Source organism: Streptomyces cylindrosporus (genome assembly GCF_022698165.1).
Lineage (GTDB): Bacteria > Actinomycetota > Actinomycetes > Streptomycetales > Streptomycetaceae > Streptomyces > Streptomyces cylindrosporus.
The window spans coordinates 392,589-407,410 of sequence record NZ_JALDAY010000003.1 but is presented as its reverse complement, the minus strand read 5'-3'; the positions used below and the strand labels follow the sequence as shown (position 1 = coordinate 407,410).

Below are 14,822 nucleotides of genomic sequence, written 5' to 3'. Positions count from 1 at the left end.
GAGCGGACCGGTGTCACTTCGTCAGGCCCCATTCCTCGAGGTTCCACCAGGGACCTTCCACCGGGTTGATGGAGAGGGGTCCGCCGACGCGCGCGCCGGTGACCAGGATGTTCGGGACGGCGGCCAGCGGGAGGGAGGGGACGGCGTCGGCGATGAGCTTCTCCGCCCTGCGCGAGTCCGCGACCCTGGCGGAGTCGTCCAGTTCGGTGTCCACGCGGTCCAGGACCGGGTCCAGGCCCGGGATGCGGATGCGCATGAAGTTGATGCCGGACTGGCCGTTGGCGGCGCTCGGGATGGCCGTGCTGTCGAAGGTCGCGGACAGGGTCGGGTTGGGGAAGGAGTCGGTGAGGTTCCACAGGCCCACCTGGAAGTCACCTGCCGGGGCGAGCTTGCCGAAGATGTCCGCGGGCGTGGAGTTCTTGATCGTCACCCGGAACCCGGCCTTGGCGAGCTGGGCCTGGAGTATCTGCTCGGTCAGCTCGCGGCTCTGGTTGCCGGCGAGGGAGGTGACGGTGAACGCGGCCTCCTTGCCGTTCTTCGCCCAGTAGCCGCTCCCGTTCTTCGCCCACCCGTCCGCCGTCATCAGCTGCGCAGTCTTGGCCGCGTCGGGCTTGTAGACGGAGAAGTCCGTGGACGCGTAACGGGAGACCAGCGGCGACTGGAAGCTCTGTGCGGGAGCGGTGACGCCGTAGGAGCCGAACAGGCGCTTGACGATGGCCTCGCGGTCGACCGAGTAGGCGAAGGCCTTGCGCACGGCGGCCGAGTCGAAGGGGAACCTGGCGTTGTTGAGCCACAGGGCCTGGAGGTTGCCCGTCTGCGACTGCACCTGCATGCGGGCCGCGCCGCCCAGCGTCTTGATCTGGGCGACCGTGGTGAGCTGCGGGGTGGGGTAGAGGGCGTCGAAGGTTCCGCCGGCGAAGGCCTGGACGGCCGCCGAGGTGTCCGAGGCGAACTGGAAGGTGACCTTGTCCAGGTGCGGTTTGGGGCCCCAGTAGCGGTCGTTGGGGACGAGGGTGACGGAGACCCCCTTCTTCCAGGACGCGATCTTCCAAGGGCCGCCGCTGAAGGTGTAGCCGTCCTTCATGACGGCGTCGCGGTCCTTGCCCTGGAGGAGGTGGGAGGGCAGTACGCCGTAGCCGGCGCCGAAGAGCTGCTTCCAGTTGCCGTACGGGGACTTGAGGGTGACGACTGCGGTGGCGGCGTCGGGGGTGGCGATCGACGTGATGCGGTCGTAGCCGCTCTTGTCGAAGATCGCCTTGCCGTCGCGGACCTGGAGGGCGGTGTACTTCAGGTCCGCGGAGGTGATCGGCTTTCCGTCGGACCAGACGGCCTTCGGGTTGAGCCGGTAGGTGATCTGCTGCTGCTTGCCGACCGTTTTCGTGGTCGGCTCAGACGCCATCAGGTCCGAGGGGACCGGTGTCCAGTTCCCGCCCTTGAGGCGGACGTCGAAGACCTGCGGGATCGTCTCCGTCTGCATCATGTACGTGCCCCAGATCGAGGCGCCGCAGGTGCCGATCCAGTCGGCGCAGTCGGGCTCCTGCTCGGCTCCGATGACAAGGCTGCCACCCTGCCTGACCGGCACGTTCGTGCCGGTGTCCGACTGCGGGGTGGCAGCCCCTGAGGTGCATGCGGTGGCGGTCAGCGTCAGTGCGGTGAGGAGTGCGCCGGCCGCCGGAAGTCTGGCCGGGAACCGGCCCTGAACGGTCGCTGTGAGCGGTTGAGGCATGGCTGGAAACCTTCCGTGGCGAAGCCGTGGGCTCATCGTAGGGAGCCGCACAAGACTTAGCAATGGAGATAGGCTAGTAACTATGCGTTTGCATTGCCTAGGTGTGTGGATAACGTTTCGACGCAGGCGATAGGGTCGCGACGGCGGCCCGGAAGCCGAGGGAAGGGAAGAGCATGAGTGGTGCGCGCGCGGGCGAGGGCAAGGCGGCTGCGGCGAGCGGGACCGGGGGACGGCGGCGGCTGGCGCGGGACACGCTCAGCCGGCGGGTGATCCTGGACGCGGCGGAGAAGGTCGCCTCCCGGGACGGTCTGGAGGGGTTCACCTTCCAGGCCCTGGCCAAGGAGCTGCACGCCCACCCGACCTCGCTGTACCGCCACTTCCGCGACAAGGACGAGCTGATCCTGGAGCTCATCGACGACCTGCGGGCGCGGTCCTACGGCGGACAGCTGAAGGCCACCGACTCCTGGCGCGAGGACCTGCGCACCCAGGCCCGGTACATCCACGAGCACTACCTGCGGTATCCGGTGTTCGCCTGGCAGATGGCAGCGCGGACGACGCGCCGGCCGACCGAGTTCGCGAACGTCGAGTTCGCCCTCGACTGCCTGCACCGGGCCGGCCTCGACGACGAGGAGGCGGTGATGTTCGTCCGGGTCTTCGGGAACGTCATCCGCTCGCTGTCCGCGATGGAGGCCGGGCTCCAGGCGCTCGACCCCGACTCCCGTGACCGGGACACCCTGGCCTGGGAGCTGGAGTACCGCCGCCTTCCGGCGGACACCTACCCGCGGATCGCAGGCCTGACGGCGCCGCTGACGGCGATCGGCGATCCCAGGATCTTCGACAACGCGATCGACATGCTGCTGGACTCGGTGGAGGCGCGCGTCCGGGACAGGTCGACGGAGGCGTGACCGGGGCCCCCACGTCAGGGTGCCCGGTCGGCCAGGAGACCGGCGACGAGTGACGCACGGTCCCGGACGGAGGTGAGGTCCACCCACTCGTGGCGGGCGTGTGCGCCACCGCCGTCCGGGCCCAGGCCGTCCAGGGTCGGCACCCCCAGACTCGCGGTGATGTTGCCGTCCGAGCCGCCGCCGACGCCGGTCTCGGCGACCGGGGCGAGCCCCAGCCGCTCGGCGACCACCCGGGCGGAGCGCAGCAGGCCGACGGACATCCCGCGTTCCAGCGGGCCGCGGTTGACGCTGCCCTGGAAGGCGAGTTCGGCGCCGGGCTCCCGTGGGCGCAGCGCCCGTAGCTCCCGTTCCACCCGTTCCAGTTCCGCCTGCTCCCAGGCCCGCACGTCGACGTCCACGAACGCCTGCTCCGGAACGGTGTTGGTGGTCGTGCCCGCCTTGCCCACCGTGGGCGTGACGGTGGTCCCCCGGTCGAGGTCGGCGAGCTCACTGATCGTCAGCACCTGGTGGGCCAGCTCGATCAGCGCGTTGACACCGTTGTGCGGTTCGAGGCCGGCGTGCGCCGCCCGGCCGTTGACCCCGAGGCGGTACTGCGCCACCCCCTTGCGAGCGGTCTTGAGCGCGCCGCCCTCGCCGGGTTCCAGCACCAGGACCGCGCCGCAGGCCCCGGCCGCCTTCTCGACGAGGGCGCGCGAGGTGGTCGACCCCTGCTCCTCGTCGCCGGTCACGATCATGCTGACGTGGGCGACGTCCCCCGCCTGTGCGAGTGCCTCGAAGGCGAGGACGAGGCCCGCCTTCATGTCGAAGACCCCGGGGCCGGTCGCGCGCGTTCCCGCCACGGCGAACGGGTTCTCCGCCAGGGTGCCGAGCGGCCACACCGTGTCGGCGTGCCCGAGCAGGAGGACGCGGTTGCTCTTCGGTACGGCGGGATCCGCGCCGCGCCAGTACAGGTGCGGCACCCCGCCGGAGACGATCCGTTCGGGGCGGCCCAGCGCGGTGCCCGCCCAGGCTTCGAGCAGGTCGTAGGTGTCGTTCAGCCCTCGGTCCCAGCCCGACGGCGTCTCGATGTCCACCAGTTGCCCCAGTCGCCGGGTGAAGCGTTCTGGGGGTGTGGAACCGGAACTGAAGGACAAGGCGGCTCCCTTCCGATCGATGGACCATCACCATGCAGATAGTCTAGAAGATAGTCAATATGCGTTGCTATCTTTGCCGGGCACGATGACGAGCGACTTACCTGGAGGCGCGACCGTGATTCGACGGCTGGAGTTCGTGAAACCCGGCACCCTGCGCCATGTCGAGGTCCCCGCACCGGAGTTGCGGGAGGACGGCGACGCGATCGTACGGCCGGTGGCGTCGACCACCTGCGATCTCGACCGGGCGGTCATCGCGGGGCTCACACCCTTCGAGGGCCCGTTCGCGCTGGGCCACGAGGCCGTCGCGGAGGTGCTGGAGGTAGGCGACGGCGTCCGCGGGCTGCACCCCGGCCAACTCGTCGTCGTGCCCTGGCACATCTGCTGCGGGACGTGTGCCGCGTGCGCGGACGGCCGTACCGCGAACTGTGAGCGCGTGCCGCGCCACGCCATGTACGGCCTGCCGCTCGGCGGCGACTTCGGCGGCCTGTTCTCGGACGCCGTGCGTGTCCCGTGGGCCGACCACGCCCTGGTCCCGCTGCCGACCGGGGTCAGCGCCCGCGCGGCCGCGTCAGCCAGTGACAACCTCACCGACGCCTACCGGTCCGTGGCCTCCGGGCTGCGCGCGGCCCCCGGCGCCGAGGTGCTGGTGATGGGCGGGACCGGCTCCATCGGGGTGTACGCGGTGGCCTTCGCGAAGGCGCTCGGCGCCGCTGCCGTCGTCTACGTCGACCCCTACGAACCCGCCGCCGTCGAACTCGCCCGTGGCCTCGGCGCCGAGATCCTCGAAGAGCCGCCCCGGGCACGGGACTTCCGGGTGACCGTCGACGCCTCCGGGCGCCCGGCGGGCCTGCGCGCCGCGCTCGCCGCGACCGGCCCGTCCGGACACTGCCACAGCGTCGGCATCTACTTCGCGGACGTGGCCCTGCCCCTGTTCCCGATGTACATGAACGGCGTCACCTTCTCCACCGGACGCCCGGACGTCCTGCCCAGCATCCCGGACGTGCTCGACCTGCTGGCCGCCGGGAAGGTCGACCCGGCACCCGTCTTCTCCGACATCGTCGGCTACGACGACGCACCCGCCGCGCTGGCCGCGGGCCTGCGCAAGCCCCTGGTCGTCCGCGACGGCCACTGAGCCGTGGCCGCCCGGAGCCACTCCGTGCGCGAACGCCCGTCGGCCGTGCTCGGCGCGGCCCGGGGTGACCAGGCCGGCGTCCTCCACGCGGCGAATCGAGCGCGAGACCCTGGAGTCGTCGAGTCCGACCGCCTGCCGCAACCCGGCCCGGGATCCGGCCCTCCCGGTCGAAGACGGGCGTCGCCGTCCGCCTCGCCAACGCGTCCTCGCGATGGCCGCCGCGATCCGGCACGGCGACGCAGCCAACGCGCCGACCCCCCGGTCACTGATCGCGCGTGACCACTGACCGGAGATCGGACTTGCTCGTCGAGGAAGGCCCGACGCCGTTGAGCAGGGTGTCGACGACCACGTCCGCCGCCCGGCCGGGGCTCAGTTCGGGCAGTTGGCGGGAGACGAGGTGCATGAGCTGGGGCAGCAGGGCGCTCACCCAGCCCGCCGGGAGGCCGCGGCGCAGCAGGCCTTCCTCGGTGGCGCGGTCGAGGAAGGCGTCGACCTCGCGGACGGACGCGTCGCGGCGGGCGCGGACGCTCTCGTCGGCCAGCATGCGGGCGAGGTCGACGGGCCAGGTGCGGTTGACGGCGATGATGTTCTCGACGTAGCGGTGCAGGGCCACGGCGACGGGTGCCTCGCGCAGTCGCGCGTCCTCGATGGCGTGCTCGATGGCAGTGAGCCGGGACTCGTAGATGGCGGCGAGGAGTTCCTCGCGGGAGGAGAAACGGCGGTAGACGGTACGCCGGTCCACGCCCGCCTCGGCGGCGATGCTCGCGATGGTGGCGGCGGGGTCGGCGGCCAGCATGCGCGCGCCGGTGGTCAGGACGGCTTCCAGATTGCGCGCGGCGTCGGCTCTCACCGCACCCAGCCTAGTGGCCGGGTGCGCAGGCCCGAGACCGTCACCTGTCAAGATGGTGACGCTGGTAGACTCGGTTTCACGGCCGACGTGCGAGGCTGGAGCCTGCGTGGACACGCGGACATGGACGGAAAGGGAGGTGCCATGAGTGACGCCGAGGAGAAGGCGCTGCTGGCGGGTGGCTGCTTCTGGGGCATGCAGGAGCTGATCCGGGCGCTGCCCGGGGTGGTGCGCACCCGGGTGGGCTACAGCGGCGACGACAGCAAGCCCAACGCCACCTATCGCGACCACGGGAACCACGCGGAGGCGATCGAGATCGTCTTCGACCCCGCGGTCACCGACTACCGGACGATCCTGGAGTACTTCTTCCAGATCCACGACCCGAGCACACGCAACCGCCAGGGCAACGACATCGGCGCCAGCTACCGCTCGGCCATCTTCTACTTCGACGACAAGCAGCGCAGCATCGCCGAGGACACCATCGCCGACGTCGACGCGTCCGGGCTGTGGCCGGGACCGGTCGTGACCGAGGTGGTGCCGGCGGGCCCGTTCTGGGAGGCCGAGCCGGAGCACCAGGACTATCTCCAGCGCTACCCGAACGGCTACACCTGCCACTTCCCGCGCCCCAACTGGCGCCTGCCCAGGCGCACCGAGGCCTGAGAAAACCGGCACGGAAGCGGTCGGCGGCCGGGAAGGGGATCCCTTTCCCGGCCGCTTCGCTGTCCGTCCCGGCTGACGGCCAGAGGTGGTCGGCGTCGACCACCGCCCGGGCGAAGCCGGCGGGTGCCTCCTGCGGCAGGTTGTGACCGACGCCGGCGATCGCCGGCCGGCGTGAAGGGGGCCAGCGCCGGGTCGAGGGTGATGGTGGGAACGCCGATCGGCGGCTGGGCCGCCAGTGGCTTCTCGTAGCGGTCGCAACGGTAGCCCTGGTCGGCGTGGGCGGGGCCGGCCTCGGCGTAACCGATGTCCAGGACACCCGCCTTTGTCGATCATCCGAATCCTCCGTCATGTGTCACCTGTCAAGCCAGTGATGTAAGGCGTAAGTGCTACATTGGAGTGACAGTTAAGCGGAGAAGGGGCGCACATGGTTACCTACGACCGGCTTTTCATCGGGGGTTCCTGGGTCGAGCCGAGCAGTCCCGGGCTGCTCGACATCGCCTCGCCGCACGACCGGTCGGTGATCGGCCGCGCCGCGCAGGCGCAGCCGGCGGACGTGGACCGCGCGGTCGCCGCGGCGCGGGCGTCCTTCGAGGCGGGCGAGTGGCGTCTCACCCCGCCCGCCGAACGGATCGCCGTACTCAGGCAGTTCAACGCCCTGCGCGAGCAGAACGCCGAGCGGATCGCGGAGTTGATCTCGCTGGAGAACGGCTCGGCCGGCTGGTTCACCCGCGCCGGACAGCCCGGACTGACCCGGCAGGCCAACGCCTACCTCAAGGCGGCCGAGGAGTTCGGCTGGGAGGAGACGCTCGCGCCCTCCGACCCCGCGTCCCCGGTCCGCAGCGTGGTGCGCCGCGAGGCGATCGGCGTCGTGGCCGCCGTGATCCCGTGGAACTCGCCCTACTCCGCGGCCACCGCGAAGATCATCCCCGCGCTGCTCGCGGGCAACTCCGTGGTCCTGAAGGTGTCCCCGGAGAACTCGCTGAGCATGGGTTTCCTGGCCGAGCTGCTGGAGTGGCTGGACCTGCCCGAGGGGGTGGTCAGCGTCCTGCCGGCGGACCGCGGGACCAGCGAGTACCTGGTCTCGCACCGGGACGTCGACAAGATCGCCTTCACCGGCTCGACGCGGGCCGGCCGCCGTATCGCCTCGATCGCCGGTGAGCAACTCAAGCGGGGTGAGCCTGGAGTTGGGCGGCAAGTCCGCCGCGATCATCCTGCCCGACGCCGACATCGAGAAGGCCGTCGCGGGGCTGAGGTTCGGCTCGCTGCTCAACAACGGCGAGTCCTGCATCGCCCAGACCAGGATCCTGGCCCCGCGCAGCCGCTACGAGGAGGTCGTGAGCGGGCTCAAGACGCTGGTGGAGTCGCTGAAGGTCGGCGACCCGAGCGACCCCGACACCTTCGTCGGCCCGATGATCCGCCCCGACCAGCAGGAGCGGGTGCGCGACTACATCCGGCTCGGCATCAAGGAGGGCGCCCGCCTGGTCACCGGCGGCCCGCAGGTGCCGGAGGGGCTGGAGAAGGGGAACTACGTCACGCCCACCGTCTTCGCCGACGTCGACAACTCCATGCGGATCGCGCAGGAGGAGATCTTCGGCCCGGTCCTGGTGGTCATCGCCTACGACGACGAGGACGACGCGGTCCGTATCGCCAACGACTCCGAGTACGGCCTCTCCGGCGGTGTCTGGTCCTCCGACGAGGAGCACGCCCTGGCGGTCGCCCGCCGCGTCCGCACCGGAACGGTCACCGTCAACGGTGCCTCCGTCGCCTTCGACGGCCCGTTCGGCGGCTTCAAGGCGAGCGGTATCGGGCGCGAGTACGGCGCGGTCGGACTCGGGACCTACACCGAGTACAAGACGATCACCGTGTGAGCGGTCGTGGTGATGGATGTGCCGGTCAGCGTGCGGCCGCGGCCGGGGCCGTCTTCTTGCGGGCCCGGTATGCCGCGGCCTTGATCTTGTTGCCGCAGGACTCCATGCCGCACCACTGGCGGCGCATGCCCCGGGAGCGGTCGATGTAGACCCGGGTGCACTCGGGGTTGCCGCACTCCTTCAGCAGGGGGACGTCCGGGCCGCTGAGCAGCTCCACCGCCTGCCGGGCGACGGTCGCCAGCGCCTGCTCGGGGGTCGCCTCGGTGTGCCGGCCCGTCAGGGTCAGCTGGGGCGTCACAGGCGTCTTGCGCGCCGCGGCGTTCAGCACGGCGAGCGCCTCCCGGTCGGGCTCCTCGCCGAGCCGTCGGTCGGTGACGAGCCGGTACAACGCCTCGCGCAGGGTCGTCGCCTCGCGTACGTCGTCCTCCTTGCCCGGGGTGATCGTGTCCACCAGCCCGGACTCCAGGTACCAGGCATTCAGCCGCTCCGGCGTCACGAACATCTCGAACCGGGTCGAGCGGCGGGCTCGGAGGGTGGCCGCGAAGTCGAGGGCCGGGTGCCCGCAGACGAATACATGGTCAAGATTCACATCACCATCTTGACAGGTGACTCGATTCGGGTGCAAGAACCGTCGCGCCGGTGCGCCGAACGCGTGGGCAGGAGGTGCCAAGGGCGGGGCAGGGCGGGTGTCCCCGGCGTGGGACGGCTGTCGCGCCCGCCGTCGCTCCGGGGTCCGGTCAGGTGCGGGCCGGCGGGGGTTCGGCCGGGGACTTACGCAGGACGACTCGTCACCTGTCAAGGAGGTTATCCGCGTCGCCCGCCCCCTCACAGCACCTTTCGCTGAACGAGCGTCGACAGCACCAGCGCTCCCGGCAGCAGGGGCAGCCACACCGTCAGGACGCGGTAGCCGACGATGGCCGTCGCCGCGAGTTCCACGGGAGCGCCCAGGGCTGCCAGCGTGAAGACCGTCGCCGCGTCCACGGGCCCGATGCCGCCCGGCGCGGGCACCGCGCCCACCGCCGTGCTCGCCGCCAGGAACGCGAACGTCACCTGCGCCCAGCTCAGCGTGAGGCCGAGAGCCGCGCCGACGCAGTAGATCACCGTCGCCTGGAGTACCGGTGCCGCTGCCGCGCCGCCCCACAGGGCGAGGACTCGGGACGGGCGGGTGTGCAGCAGTCGTACGTCGGTCAGGGCGGCGCGGGCCCCGGCCAGGACGGGACGGCGCAGCGGGGGTACGGCCGTCACCAGCACGAGGGTCGTGGCGAGACCGGCCGACGCGCCTCCCGCGACCAGGATCAGCGTCCGGGTGTCCGGGACGAGCTCGTCGAGGTGCAGGAGCTCCGGGGAGACCAGCAGGAACGTGAGGAGCACCAGGGTCTTCGCGATCGGCCGCACCAGGGAGTACAGGGCGAGCGAGGCGGTGGCCCGGGCGAGCGGGATGCCCCGGCCCCGGAGGAAGCGCAGCGTGACGGCGTGGGCGCCGAGGCTCGCCGGCAGCACGTGGTTGGCCGCGCCCGCGGCGAACTGCGAGGCGATCAGCAGCCCCGTCGGCAGCCGCTCGGGCAGCGCGCCCTGCCGTACGCACGCGGCGGACAGCCAGGTCAGACAGGTGAAGAAGAGCGCGGCCAGCATCCACCCGGGATCGGCCGAGCCGAGCCGCGCGGTGCCGTCGTACACCGTCCGCCAGTCGACTGCCGCCCAGATCCCGAGCAGGAGGACGGGCAGCAGCACCAGAGTGCGGCGGAGCGCGAGACGGGCGGTGGGAGGCAGCCGAAAGGGGAGCCGGAAGGGAAGCTGGGGGCGGCCGGGGGAGACGGCCGGGGCGGCCACGGCGGGAACGGCCGGAGTGGCCATCGCGGGGACGGCCGGTACGGGGAGAGCGGGGATCGCCGGGGTGAGCGGGCCGGGGGCGTCGTCTACGGGGAGGAGGGACACGGCGCACGTCGTCCTTTCACGGCACGTCCGGGCGGTGCTGCGGTGCGGTGCGCGGGCGCGGCGGGTACGGGGCGAGGCTGGAGGGGACGGCGGAACCGTTCCCTCCCGGTGTGACGCGTTGGTGTCCGGAAACCTAAGCGGCGCGGGCGGCTGGACGACGTCACTGCCTATCTGCCCGCCGACCCGATGAATCAATCATCCATATCAGGGTTGACGTACGGCTGAACAAACCAGAACAATCCGAGAGTGACCTCCGTGCACCCGCCCGTCGGCCCGGCTCCGGCCCCGGCCTCCCTCTCCTCCGACCTGGACGAGGCGGTCCACCGCTGTCTGGTCGCCGGTTTCGAAGGCACCACGACCTTCCCCGACACCCTCAAGCGGCTCATCGACCGCGGCCTCGGCGGGGTCATCCTGTTCACCCGGAACGTGCGCGACGCCGAGCAGGTCCGCGAGCTGACCGACGCGCTGCGCGCGATCCGCCCCGACCTGCTCGTCGCCATCGACAACGAGGGCGGCGGCATCGGCCACCTGGTCGCCGCCGGCGCCCCCGAGGTCCCCGGCTCCTACGCCCTCGGCGTCGCCGACGACCCGAACCTGACCGCCCGCTGCGCCGACGCGCTCGCCGGTCACCTCGCGACGCTCGGCATCACCGCCTCGTACGCCCCCGTCGCCGACCTCCAGCACCGCCCGGACAACCCGATCGTCCGCACCCGCTCCTTCGGCGCCGACCCCGGGCTCGCCGCCCGCCATCTGCGCGCCTGGATCGGGGCGACCGAGGCCCGCGGCATCGCCTCCTGCGCCAAGCACTTCCCCGGCCACGGCGGCACCGAGACCGACAGCCACCACGACCTGGCGGTCGACCCGCGGCCGTACGACCGACTGGGCGTCGACCTCGAACCGTTCCGCGCGGCCGTCGCCGCCGGAGTGCCGATGCTGATGAGCGCGCACGTCGTCTACCCGGCGCTCGACGCCAACCGCCCCGCCACCCTCAGCCGCCGCATCCTCGGCGACCTGCTCCGCCTCGACCTCGGCTTCGACGGCGTTCTGGTCAGCGACGCCCTGGAGATGAAGGCGATCGCGAACCGTTACGGCGAGGCGGCCGGCGCGCGCATCGCGCTCGCCGCCGGAGCGGACCAGGTCATCGTCGCCGTACCGGACCTGGAGGTCACGCTCGCCTGCCGCGACGCGGTCCTCGACGCCCTGGTCTCCGGCCGGCTGTCGCAGGAGCGGGTGTGGGAGGCGGCGGGGCGGGTGCGGCGGCTCGCCGAGCGGTACGCGACGCCGACCGCGGGTCCCGTCGCCGCCTGGGACGCCGGGGCCGGACTGGAGGCGGCCCGGCGGGCGGTACGCGGCCGGTCCCTGCCGCGCCCGGTGCGCGGCGCCCAGGTCGTCGACCTCTTCCCGCCCCCGCACCCCGCCCTGAACTGGGGCGGCGAGGACCTGCTGACCGAGCTGCGCTCCGTCGACCCCACCGCGGCCGGTACGGCGGTGAGCGGCGAACCGGCCGACCCCGCCGCCCTCGTCGACGGCGTCCTGCGCATCGCCGCCGACTCGCCGCTGGTCGTGGCCACTTGCGACGCCGGGCTGCACCCCTGGCAGGCCCGTCTGCGCGACGACCTGCTGGCCCGGCGCCCGGACGCGGTACGCGTGGACACCGGGCTGCCGGAGGGCGGCGACCTGTGCTCGTTCGGCCGCGGCCGGGCCAACCTGCGCGCCGTGGCCGAGGTGCTGACCGGCGTCTGATCGTCACATCAAGGCAGTCGTACGGTCGTCTCGATGCCCCGGGCCGCCAAGTACCCGGCGTCGTCCGCCCGTTCGGCGAGGACGACCGCCGGGCGTTCGCCCTGCTTGCGCAGCCGCATCCACTCCTCGAAGTACGCGCCGCCGGGGCCGGAGGCGGAGCGGGTGGCCGGGGTGCAGTCCAACACCAGGGCGGTGGGGCGGGGTTGGGGGGCCGGGGGCTTCGCGCGGAGGTTGGCGACCGTCTCCGCGAGGGTCTCGGCGATCGGCTTGGGGCGGCCCGCGGAGTCGAACAGGCCCAGGGTGTACTCCAGTTCCGGGTAGTCGGCCAGGGAGCGGTCCACGTCGTGGGAGCACCACCAGGTCACGCCCCAAAGGCCCGCGCAGTCGGCCGCGTTGAGGACGGTGGCGCGGGCGAAGCGCGGGGCGTCGGCCGCCGGGATGTGCGGCTCGGGAGCGCCGGTCTCCTGCACCCACACCGGACGGGCCGGGTCGTCGGCGTAGGCCTTCGCGAGCTCCGTGCCGTACTCGGCGAGGTGCAGGACCTCGGGGGAGGCGGGGCCGTAGCGGCCGGCGCAGTTCGCGGAGAACACCCACGGGTGGACGGTCGTGACGTCGCCCTTGCGGGCCGAGGCCTCGGGGGTGAACGGGTGGTCGTCGCCGTACCAGGCGGCGTCGTACGCGGAGTGGGTGGCCAGCTGTCCGGGCCGCAGCCCCTGCCGGGCGGCGGCCAGCAGCGTGTCCAGGTAGTGGTCCACCTCCGCCGCCGTCACCGGGTTGTGCTCGACGAGGTTGTTGAGTTCGTTGCCGAGCTGGAGGCCGAGGAGGTTCGGGCGGTCGGCGAGGGCGTGCGCGAGCGTGCGCAGGAGGTGGGCCTGGGCCTCGACGGTCTCCGGGTCGGTGAAGACGTTGCGGTGGTGCCAGCCGCGGGTCCACTCCGGGTAGAAGTCGAAGCTCGACAGGTGGCCCTGGACGCCGTCCACCATCACGTCGAGACCGGCCTTGGCGGCGAGGTCGACGAGGTGTGCCAGCTGGGCGACGGCGGCGGGGCGGACGAAGGTGCGGTTCGGCTGGAGCAGCGGCCAGAGGTGGAAGACGCGGACGTGGTCCAGGCCGAGGGCGGCTATCTGGGCGAGGTCCTCGCGGGCGTGGTCCGCGTCGAAGTCGTGCCAGGAGTGGAACCAGCCGCGGCGGGGCGTGTAGTTGACGCCGAAGCGGAGCGTGGGAATGGGATCCTCCTCGGGCCGGGGCGGGGTCAGTGCTCGGAACGGGGCTTGTCCTCGCTGAATGTATCAACCACCATGGTCGGTAATGAATAGCGATTTGAACCAAGGTTTCGGTGAGGGTCAGGCCCTGCCGGGGGCCGAGGGCGGGAGCGCGCTGGTTGTCGGGATCGACGCCGGTGGGACTCGGACTCGGGCCGTGCTCGCCGCTGCGGCGGACGGGCGTGTGGTGGGGGAGGGGGCCGGTGGGCCGGGCAACGCGCTCACCGTGCCGCGGGACCGGCTCACCGCGAACCTTGTCGAGGCGGTCGGGCGAGCGGTGCCGGAGGGTGTGCGGGGGAGGGTGGTCGCCGTGGCCGGGGGGTTCGCGGGGGCCAACGGCGCGTCCGAGGACGAGCCGGGGCGGCTCAATGCCCTGACCGCGCTCAGGGCCGCGCTGCGACAACTCGGCATCCCCACCGGCGCGCTCGGGGTCAGCAGCGACATCGAGGCCGCCTTCGCCTCGGCGCCCGGCGCCCCGGCCGACGGGCTCGCCCTGGTCGCCGGTACGGGGGCGGTGGCGATGCGGATCGCCGACCGGCGCGCGACGACCACGGTCGACGGCGACGGCTGGCTCCTCGGCGACGACGGCAGCGGGTTCTGGATCGGCCGCGAGGCGGTACGGGCCGCGCTGCGGATGGCCGACGGGAGGGGAGGACCGACGCTTCTGGCGGAGACGGTGGGGAGAGCACTGGCCCTACCGGAGGAGGTCCTGCCACCCACCAACCCGCAGCACGACGAGTCGCACGCCGGTTCCGGGGCGGGCGAAGCGTCGGCCGACGGCTCCGCCGCGTCGGGGGTGGGGGGTTCGCGGGGCGGGGGGTCTGCCTCCGGGGTGGGTGGTTCGTCGGGTGGGGTGTCTGCGTCCGGGGCGCGGGGGGCGTCGGACCGTGGCTCCGCTGCCTCCGGGGCGGGTGACCCGGCGGATGGCACGTCTGCCGCCTCGGGGGTGGGTGGTTCGTCGGGCGGGTCGTCTGCGTCCGGGGCGGGTGAAGCGTCGGCCGACGGCTCCGCCGCCTCCGGGGCGGGGGGTTCGTCGGGCAGGGGGTCTGCCCTCGGGGCGGGTGAAGCGTCGGACCATGGCCCCGCCGTCTCCGGGGCGGGTGACCCGGCGGATGGCTTGGGTGCTGCCTCGGGGGTGGGTGGTTCTTCGGGCGGCGTGTCTGCGTCTGGGGTGGGGGAATCGGCGGGTGGTGGCGCCATGGTTTCCGGGGCGCGTGGGGCGTCGTGCCGTGGGCCCGTTGCCTCCGGATGGTCTCGGGAGCGGCGGGAGGCGTATCGGCGGTATCTGCTTCCCGTCGTTATGGCGGACGTGCCGATTGGGCTTGCTCGGTTTGCTCCGTTGGTGGCCGAGGCCGCCCAGGGGGAGGACGTCGTCGCCGGGGCGATTCTTGAGCGGGCCGCTGATCATCTCGCGGTGGCCGTACGGGCGTTGGAGCCGCGGTCCGGTGAGCGTGTCGTCGCGACCGGGGGGCTCCTCGGGCCCGACGGGCCTCTGACCGGACCCCTCGCCGCCCGCCTCCAACCCCTCGGACTCACCCTCGACTGGGTGGCCGACGGATGCATCGGCGCGGTGTCCCTGGCCCGCCTTCTCGTCTGACCGTCACTCACCCA

11 protein-coding genes and 2 pseudogenes are annotated in these 14,822 nt (G+C 72.4%); 6 read left to right on the top strand and 7 right to left on the bottom strand.

What is annotated here, in order from left to right; genetic code table 11:
• Positions 1 to 13 precede the first annotated feature (13 nt).
• Positions 14 to 1,726: an ABC transporter substrate-binding protein gene (locus tag MQP27_RS11200; RefSeq protein ID WP_242764472.1), complete on the bottom strand. Its 1,713-nt coding sequence runs from the start codon at positions 1,724 to 1,726 to the stop codon at positions 14 to 16.
• 173 nt (positions 1,727 to 1,899) lie between these two features.
• On the opposite strand from MQP27_RS11200, the gene MQP27_RS11195 reads away from it, so the two are divergent.
• On the top strand, positions 1,900 to 2,631 hold the full coding sequence (locus MQP27_RS11195) for a TetR/AcrR family transcriptional regulator (RefSeq protein WP_242764470.1): 732 nt from the start codon (positions 1,900 to 1,902) through the stop codon (positions 2,629 to 2,631).
• Positions 2,632 to 2,645: 14 nt separating this feature from the next.
• Here the strand turns inward: MQP27_RS11195 and MQP27_RS11190 are convergent, their stop codons facing one another.
• Positions 2,646 to 3,764: a M20/M25/M40 family metallo-hydrolase gene (locus MQP27_RS11190; protein WP_242764468.1), complete on the bottom strand. Its 1,119-nt coding sequence runs from the start codon at positions 3,762 to 3,764 to the stop codon at positions 2,646 to 2,648.
• A gap of 115 nt (positions 3,765 to 3,879) precedes the next feature.
• Between MQP27_RS11190 and MQP27_RS11185 the strand changes: the two genes are divergently transcribed.
• Positions 3,880 to 4,896 (top strand): zinc-dependent alcohol dehydrogenase, encoded by a 1,017-nt coding sequence (locus MQP27_RS11185; protein ID WP_242764466.1) that lies wholly within the window; start codon positions 3,880 to 3,882, stop codon positions 4,894 to 4,896.
• Between the two features lie 262 nt (positions 4,897 to 5,158).
• Here the strand turns inward: MQP27_RS11185 and MQP27_RS11180 are convergent, their stop codons facing one another.
• Positions 5,159 to 5,692 carry a TetR/AcrR family transcriptional regulator gene (locus MQP27_RS11180; RefSeq protein WP_242765076.1) on the bottom strand — a complete coding sequence of 178 codons (534 nt, stop codon included), beginning with the start codon at positions 5,690 to 5,692 and terminating at the stop codon, positions 5,159 to 5,161.
• A gap of 195 nt (positions 5,693 to 5,887) precedes the next feature.
• Between MQP27_RS11180 and msrA the strand changes: the two genes are divergently transcribed.
• A complete protein-coding gene (gene msrA / locus MQP27_RS11175; RefSeq protein WP_242764464.1) occupies positions 5,888 to 6,403 on the top strand; it encodes a peptide-methionine (S)-S-oxide reductase MsrA in 516 nt (171 codons plus the stop codon).
• An 82-nt stretch (positions 6,404 to 6,485) separates the two neighbouring features.
• Here the strand turns inward: msrA and MQP27_RS11170 are convergent.
• A pseudogene (locus MQP27_RS11170) lies at positions 6,486 to 6,666 on the bottom strand (alpha/beta hydrolase); the annotation flags it as partial.
• Positions 6,667 to 6,827: 161 nt separating this feature from the next.
• Between MQP27_RS11170 and MQP27_RS11165 the strand changes: the two are divergent.
• Positions 6,828 to 8,271: pseudogene (locus MQP27_RS11165) on the top strand (aldehyde dehydrogenase).
• Between the two features lie 25 nt (positions 8,272 to 8,296).
• Here MQP27_RS11165 and MQP27_RS11160 read toward each other — a convergent pair.
• The gene (locus MQP27_RS11160; protein ID WP_242764462.1) at positions 8,297 to 8,860 is read right to left on the bottom strand and encodes a CGNR zinc finger domain-containing protein; all 564 of its coding nucleotides are present in this window, start codon (positions 8,858 to 8,860) and stop codon (positions 8,297 to 8,299) included.
• 236 nt (positions 8,861 to 9,096) lie between these two features.
• Positions 9,097 to 10,206, bottom strand: a complete 1,110-nt coding sequence (locus MQP27_RS11155; RefSeq protein WP_242764460.1) for a lysylphosphatidylglycerol synthase transmembrane domain-containing protein — start codon at positions 10,204 to 10,206, stop codon at positions 9,097 to 9,099.
• 255 nt (positions 10,207 to 10,461) lie between these two features.
• Between MQP27_RS11155 and MQP27_RS11150 the strand changes: the two genes are divergently transcribed.
• Positions 10,462 to 11,949 (top strand): glycoside hydrolase family 3 N-terminal domain-containing protein, encoded by a 1,488-nt coding sequence (locus MQP27_RS11150; RefSeq protein ID WP_242765074.1) that lies wholly within the window; start codon positions 10,462 to 10,464, stop codon positions 11,947 to 11,949.
• Between the two features lie 8 nt (positions 11,950 to 11,957).
• Here the strand turns inward: MQP27_RS11150 and MQP27_RS11145 are convergent, their stop codons facing one another.
• Positions 11,958 to 13,205, bottom strand: a complete 1,248-nt coding sequence (locus MQP27_RS11145; RefSeq protein WP_372511172.1) for a glycoside hydrolase 5 family protein — start codon at positions 13,203 to 13,205, stop codon at positions 11,958 to 11,960.
• A 28-nt stretch (positions 13,206 to 13,233) separates the two neighbouring features.
• On the opposite strand from MQP27_RS11145, the gene MQP27_RS11140 reads away from it, so the two are divergent.
• Positions 13,234 to 14,808: a BadF/BadG/BcrA/BcrD ATPase family protein gene (locus tag MQP27_RS11140; protein ID WP_308289922.1), complete on the top strand. Its 1,575-nt coding sequence runs from the start codon at positions 13,234 to 13,236 to the stop codon at positions 14,806 to 14,808.
• Positions 14,809 to 14,822 lie beyond the last annotated feature (14 nt).